We start from the raw sequence: 3,633 nt of genomic DNA, 5'->3' as shown, positions 1-3,633 counted from the left end.
ATTACGTCGGTAATTACATAGTTGCGGACGTGCCCCATGTGTAGATTCCCCGATGGATAGGGAAACATCGACAGTGCGTAGAATTTGGGCTTGGTGCTAGTTGTATCGGTTTTATATAAGTTTTGCTCCGTCCAAGATTGTTGCCATTTCGACTCGATCTCGGCGGGGTTATAAGTATTTTCCATAATTAATACATCCAGTGTTGACTGAATTTAGAGAATTGAAATAAGGTCGCAGTCAATACTTCTCGGTTAAGAACTGCTGACGATTAAAATCGCAGCTAGTGATGCAAAGTCCGCCTTCGCGGACTAACTAATTTTTAGCTTAACCGAGAAGTATTGAGGTCGCAGTCACAAAATTAAATATTCGCACGATCGGCAGTCAAATCTCGATCTTCACTGTGAATTTGCAACCATTCTCGATCGGATAATGGTTCTACCTCAAATTTTACCTGAAAATGTTGCGTGGCAGCTTGAATAAGAGCATCGATAATCTGGGGGATAGTTAATTGAAGAACGGCGGCGGGTGGTAGATCGATCGATTCGCTAAAAACTTGTTTAAATAACTCTAAATCGGGATTGAGTCGCATCGAACCGTGTTGGAGAATTGCGCCTGATTTAATTAATTGGGCACTACCAATGAGTTTATAACCATCCGCACAAACCAGATCTGCACTTGTCGCCGTTCCAAAACAATTGGGGTTGTGAATATAACCCGTTCCGGCTGTGCCGTACTGAATATCGACACCGATCGATCTCCAGCCATCGATGATAAATTGACAAATTTGCTGATATATTTCGGCTCTTTTACCGACAAATCCCGAACCGATGAAGGCATAAGTTAAATCGCCTTGATGCAATACGCCGCGCCCGCCAGTCGGACGTTTGACTAGTTCGATCGGTCGGTCGTGCCATGTTAGAGATTGCCAATATTCGGGATAATGGCGTTGGTGATATCCGAGTGAAATTGTGGGATTAGCCCAAGTATAAAAGCGTAAAGCCGGCGGAATTTTTCCGGTGATATGTTGTTGTAATAACCACCGATCGATCGCCATTTGCAATTGTCCGGTAGTGTCGATCGGCGGTATAATTCGCCATTTTGTTTCTGGAGCGTTCAAGTTTTTATGTGTTTGCTACTATTCACATCTGGCGATCGACACTCGATCGTACGGTGATGATTTACCTCCCTCATAAAGGCTACCGCGTGATAAGTTTGCTGGACTTCGCTTGAGGTTAGTTTACCCCCCCAACCCCCCCTTATAAAACTACCCTGTATACACAAGTCGGCTGGACTTCGTTTCGAGATCCGAATCCCCCCTAACCCCCCTTAAAAAGGAGGGAACCAGATCCGGAAGTCCCCCTTTCTAAGGGGGATTTAGCGGCGGTTTTATTCTGGGGTTCCCCCAGAATAAAAAACCGACAAGACAGGGGGATTTCCACCAATTTCGCCTCTAACTAGAGATGTGTATACAGGGTAGCCTCATAAAGGGGGGGCTTTCTTGCTCCCTCCCCTTTATAAGGGGAGGACTGGGGTGGGGTAAAGATCTACAATCTAAACCATTGCTAATTCGCCTGTAACTTCTAACCGGGTATGAGTCCCGATCGATAAAAATTGGTCGGTGAGAATTTCGGATACTGCTGGCGTAATCCAGCCCATCTGATGCAATAGCTGAATCGCGACGGCATATTTAGCGCGTTTGGCTCCATCGCTGACTTTGATCGTCAAACCCATCCCTTCGCCAACTTTGCCGATACATTGAATTCCTTCGGCTCCGGCTTTGCTGACTAGCTCGCCTTTGGTGAGCTGCATTAATTGGGTGTCGAATTTTCCCCCAGTACCTGCAATTAATTCGGGATGGTGTGTCATGGCGCGGACGATCCGCTCTAGATCTAGGCTTTCTCCAGATGCTAGATAGGCGTAGAGTGTTGCCATTTGGGCTAGCGGCATCAGGTAGACGGGTGCGCCACAGTCGTCATGTACGCCGATAAACTCATCAGGGGGCATTTTAAGAATTTCGGCAAATTTGCTCAAAATTAGTTTTTGCAGGGGGTGAGTGCGCTCTAGATAGTTAGCTAGCGGCCAATTGTGGGCGCGACAAACGGCTAACATTCCGGCATGTTTGCCGGAGCAGTTATGTTCCAGAGGGCTGGTTTTGCCTTCTGGAGTGGGACATTGGAGGGCGTTAGTATCGATATCTGCCCGCCAGAGGATATTAAACGCCTGACGGGTGTGGATGATTTCCGCAGCATGGGAGCTGCACATGATGGCTAAATCGCGATCGTTGAGTTGATAACGTTCTAAAACCCCATTGCTAGTCACGGCGATCGCTTGAAAAGGTTTGAGTGCCGATCGAATAAAGGTCGGATGTTGAGCATCGCCAGCAACCGAGAGCGTTCGCCCACGGCTGTCGCAGACGACGGCTTGCACTTGGTGGGCAGATTCGATAATTCCTTCTCGTAACAAGCGAACGGTAATTGCTGGGGATTTAGTACGTTGAGCCATTATTGGTGGTGATATTTTTGGTTGTTATTTAATTGTTGTCTTGCCGCATAAATCGGTGTCCGCATGAGCGGCGGTGTTTGACTTAGTAATTAAAAATTAATAAATAATAACCCAGTAACCAATTACAGAAACCATCGTTGCTAGTAATGTCAAAAAAGTCGTCTGAATTCGTTTAAGAATTGGTTGAATTTCATAGCTGACTAATAAGCGATCGCGGGTCAGGATTTCTGGTGTTTTGAGCCAATTTTGACCGTCGTACCAGCCGGATTCTTCATAAAAAATCGACTCTCCATACAATCTATTTTTGACGTAAATCCAGCCTAGATACAATCTAACCGTCGCTAGTGCCACAAAGATCGAGCTACCGCCGATCGCGCAAATTCCAAATTGAATCGGATATTTGGCGATCGGAAAACTGGCGGCTGCCAAGGGTGCTGTCGCAATTAGGCTCCAGATCCCGACCCAAAGTAATTTAGTAATATATTTGCCCGGTGCTAATTTCACCCAACCAAAAAACCACGAACTTTGGAGTTCTTGATATTCATTAATCGGCTGTTGTTCTTTGGGAACCGGACAAAAAGAAGTAGGATTACTCATCGATCGCATTAGTCTAGTTCGTTTGTGGTAGGGGGACGATTTCACCGTGTCCCCAGAAGGCTTCGAGATTATAAAATTCTCGTTGTTCTGGCATCATGATATGGACGATCGCATCGCCGTAATCTAGCAAGATCCAACCACCGCGATCTTGTCCTTCGGTGCGTAGTGGTAGCCGATTGAGTTCGGCTTCGATTTTATCGATAATCGAGCCAGAAATCGCGCGCAGTTGTACTTTAGAAAAGCCGGAGACGATTAGTAAATAATCGGCAAGCGTAGAGACTTCGCCGATTTTAATTAGCGTCATATCGCCAGCTTTGCGATCGTCGGCGGCTTCGGCGGCGAGAAATACTAGTTGTTCGATCGTGTAGTCGTCGGTAGTTTGGTTGGTATTTGTCAAGGTTGCGGTTTCAGTCATTCAATTAGGTGTTAGGTGTTAGGTGTTAGGTGTTAGGTGTTAGGTGTTAGGTGTTAGGTGTTAGGTGTTAGGTGTTAGGTGTCAGGTATTAGGGATAGAGCTATAGAGCCTAAATCCCG

General features: G+C 46.2%; 5 protein-coding genes. All 5 read right to left on the bottom strand.

Annotation, left to right across the window (positions count from 1 at the left end; genetic code table 11):
• Positions 1–185: class I tRNA ligase family protein (locus RMO79_RS17645; RefSeq protein ID WP_310484556.1), on the bottom strand; the 185-nt coding region annotated here is incomplete at its 3' end.
• A 173-nt stretch (positions 186–358) separates the two neighbouring features.
• Entirely contained in the window at positions 359–1,054 is a 696-nt protein-coding gene (locus RMO79_RS17640; protein ID WP_396136624.1) for a biotin/lipoate A/B protein ligase family protein, read from the bottom strand.
• A gap of 497 nt (positions 1,055–1,551) precedes the next feature.
• Complete coding sequence (locus tag RMO79_RS17635; protein WP_310484554.1) at positions 1,552–2,502, bottom strand: asparaginase; 951 nt, start codon at positions 2,500–2,502, stop codon at positions 1,552–1,554.
• A gap of 96 nt (positions 2,503–2,598) precedes the next feature.
• Positions 2,599–3,099 carry a CGLD27 family protein gene (locus RMO79_RS17630; protein ID WP_310484553.1) on the bottom strand — a complete coding sequence of 167 codons (501 nt, stop codon included), beginning with the start codon at positions 3,097–3,099 and terminating at the stop codon, positions 2,599–2,601.
• A 13-nt stretch (positions 3,100–3,112) separates the two neighbouring features.
• Complete coding sequence (gene rsfS, locus RMO79_RS17625; RefSeq protein WP_310484551.1) at positions 3,113–3,514, bottom strand: ribosome silencing factor; 402 nt, start codon at positions 3,512–3,514, stop codon at positions 3,113–3,115.
• Between the last annotated feature and the right edge of the window lie 119 nt (positions 3,515–3,633).

The sequence above is a fragment of the Chamaesiphon sp. VAR_48_metabat_403 genome, from assembly GCF_031422475.1.
Lineage (GTDB): Bacteria > Cyanobacteriota > Cyanobacteriia > Cyanobacteriales > Chamaesiphonaceae > Chamaesiphon.
This window is presented reverse-complemented; position numbering and strand designations above follow the sequence as displayed.